Here is a 2,919-nt window from a genome sequence, read left to right on the forward strand (position 1 = left end):
ACCGAGGCCTGGCTCTCCGCGGCCGCCAGCTCGGCGCCGAGGTCGCGGGCCTGCTGCCGGTAGCCGTCCAGCGCCTCGGCGGCGGCCCGCTCGCGACCCATGCCCGCGGCGTAGGCGGTGAATGTGGCCTGCCAGCTGACCGGCTCGCCGACCAGCACGGTCGGGGCGATCGCGCCGAGGGCGTCGAAGCCGGCCGCGCCGGCGGGGGCCTCGCCGAGGATCAGATCGGGGTCGAGGTCGGCGATGCGGGCGAGGTCGGGCTCGCCCGCCCCGCCCACGGGCGGGATCTCCAGCACGCCGGTGCCCAGGTATTGCGGCTGCGGCCGGGGGCCGTCCAGGACGGTCGCGCCGACCACCCGCTCCCACAGGCCGAGCGCGCACACCGCGTCCAGCGCCGAGGTGCTGAGCACCACGATGCGCTGCGGGTCGGCGGGGACCTCGGAGACGCCGGCGGCGTGGGTGACGGGACGGGTGCCGGACGGTTGGTCCGGCGCGCTCGGCAGCGGGCAGGCGTGGGTGGTGTCGCGCTCGAGGCCGACCACGCCCGCCCCCGCGATATTGGTGGTGGTGCGCACGATGGTGCTCGCGTCGTCGGACCGGTCGCCGCACCCGGTCAGCGCCAGCGCGGCCGCCGCCGCCACGGCCGCGACCCCGAATCGGGTGGCCACGGTGCGATTTCGAGTGTGTGCGGGGGCGCTGTCCGACATGCGGGAGAGGGTACCGGTGCGGCGGCGGCCACGGGCGCGGTGGGGCACACCCGCCTTCCGTCCGCCCGCACCCCGCGTCGCGGGCAGACGGAAGACGGCATAGCGCCGGGGACGAGCGGGCTCAGGAGGGCGCGGTGTTCCCGGCGTTGTCGTCCCCACCGACCTCGTCCCGACCGACCTCTTCCCGACCGACGTTGCTTCCACCGACACAGAACCGCGCGCCCGTCGGATCGGTGAGCACCGCCATCCGCCCGTACGGGCTGTCCTCGGCCGGGTGCACCACTGTCGCGCCGAGCCGGACCGCCGTCGCGACGGTGGCGTCGACGTCGGCGGAACCGAAGTAGACGTTCCAGCCGGGCAGCGCCGCCTCGGCCGGCACGGCGGTCGCGTCCATCACCCCGCCGCGCATGGGGTGCGTGGCGTGGATGGTGCTGTAGCGGAATCCGGGCGGGCCGGGCAGTTCGGTGACGTCGCGCCAGCCGAACACCTCGCGATAGAACGACAGCGTCTTGTCGTAGTCCGGGGTGTGCAGCTCGAACCAGCCCGGTTCGCCGTGCCGCCACATGTCGTCCTGCCCTATCGGCGCGGTCTCGATGCCGGCGAATCGCCCGCGCTGCCAGACGCCGATCCCCGAGCCCGCCGAATCGGCCAGCACGGCCATCGTGCCCAGCTCGCCGACCGCCATCGGCGGCAGCACCACCGCGCCGCCGTTGGCGGTCGCGGCCTCGGCGGTGGCGCGCGCGTCCTCGGCGGCCAGATAGACCGTCCACTGGTCGGGGCCGTCCTCGGGGGCGGACTTGCCCATCCCGCCCGCGACGGCCAGGCCGCCGGACCGGAAGGTGAGGTACCCGCCGAAATCGTCGTCACGTTCGGCGGTCCAGCCGAACAGTTCGCCGTAGAAGGCGATCGCGCGGCCGGGATCGGCGGTGAACAGTTCGACCCAGACGGGATCGCCGGGCTCGGTAGCGCTCATGGTTCGGTCTCCTCGGTGCTCGCTCGCGCCGGTGCGCGTTCGCACCCGGCGGACGGCGGGTGCCGTCACCGGTGCAGACGACCTCGGGGCGGCGAACTCATCGGTGTGCCGGAAAGTCCGTCGGACCAGGTGTAGCGTGCGATGTGGGGGACACGAGCGGGACCGGCGGCATCGGAATACGACGCTGTGGACACCGAAATACGACGCAGAGTAGGACCACGTGCGTCCCGGCGATCGAGCACGGTTTACGATCATCGGAGCGCAAGCGAACTGTCCGCTGTTCCGGTAACGGGATGTGTGCGAGCAGCGGAGCCTGCGGCGACCTAAAGGCACCTTCAGGAGGATCAGTGACTGCGGTAGAGCCCAGACCAGTCCCTCAGTTGGAAGCGACTCGACCGTATCCGGCTCGGACCGGACCCAAGGGTTCTTTCCTCTACAAGATGGTCACCACGACCGACCCGAAGGTGCTCGGCACCATGTACCTGGTGACCGCGACGAGCTTCTTCCTCATCGGCGGCCTGATGGCCCTGCTGATGCGTGGTGAGCTCGCCCGCCCGGGTCTGCAGTTCCTGTCGCCGGAACAGTTCAATCAGCTGTTCACCATGCACGGCACGATCATGCTGCTGTTCTACGCGACCGCGATCGTGTTCGGCTTCGCCAACATCATCCTGCCGCTGCAGATCGGCGCCCCCGACGTCGCCTTCCCGCGCCTGAACGCGTTCAGCTACTGGCTGAACCTGTTCGGCGCCACCATGGCGACCGCGGGCTTCGTCACCCCCGGCGGCGCGGCGGACTTCGGCTGGACGGCGTACGTGCCGCTGACCGACATCCTGCACTCGCCCGGCGTCGGCACCGACCTGTGGATTCTGGGCCTGGCCGTCTCCGGTCTCGGCACCATCCTGGGCGGCGTGAACATGCTGACCACCGTGGTCTGCATGCGCGCCCCCGGCATGACGATGTTCCGCATGCCGGTGTTCACCTGGAACATCGCCGTCACCAGCGTGCTGGTGCTGCTGGCCTTCCCGCTGCTGACCGCCGCGCTGTTCGGCCTGGCCTACGACCGTCACCTCGGCGGCCACATCTACGACCCGGCCACCGGCGGCATCCTGCTCTACCAGCACCTGTTCTGGTTCTTCGGCCACCCCGAGGTGTACATCATCGCGCTGCCGTTCTTCGGCATCGTCTCGGAGATCTTCCCGGTCTTCAGCCGCAAGCCGATCTTCGGTTACACCACGCTGA

The 2,919-nt window shown here is 71.1% G+C and carries 3 protein-coding genes; 1 reads left to right on the forward strand and 2 read right to left on the reverse strand.

Annotated elements, in window-relative coordinates; translation table 11 throughout:
- Together QH283_RS03595 and QH283_RS03600 are read right to left on the reverse strand one after the other, a co-directional pair.
- Window positions 1–707, reverse strand: a 707-nt coding sequence (locus tag QH283_RS03595; RefSeq protein WP_280501593.1) for an ABC transporter substrate-binding protein, incomplete at its 3' end; no start/stop codon positions are given.
- A gap of 121 nt (window positions 708–828) precedes the next feature.
- Window positions 829–1,680, reverse strand: a complete 852-nt coding sequence (locus tag QH283_RS03600) for a VOC family protein (protein WP_280501594.1) — start codon at window positions 1,678–1,680, stop codon at window positions 829–831.
- 347 nt (window positions 1,681–2,027) lie between these two features.
- On the opposite strand from QH283_RS03600, the gene QH283_RS03605 reads away from it, so the two are divergent.
- Window positions 2,028–2,919, forward strand: an 892-nt coding sequence (locus tag QH283_RS03605) for a cbb3-type cytochrome c oxidase subunit I (protein ID WP_280501595.1), incomplete at its 3' end; no start/stop codon positions are given.

This window comes from Nocardia farcinica (assembly GCF_029867845.1).
GTDB lineage: Bacteria > Actinomycetota > Actinomycetes > Mycobacteriales > Mycobacteriaceae > Nocardia > Nocardia farcinica_A.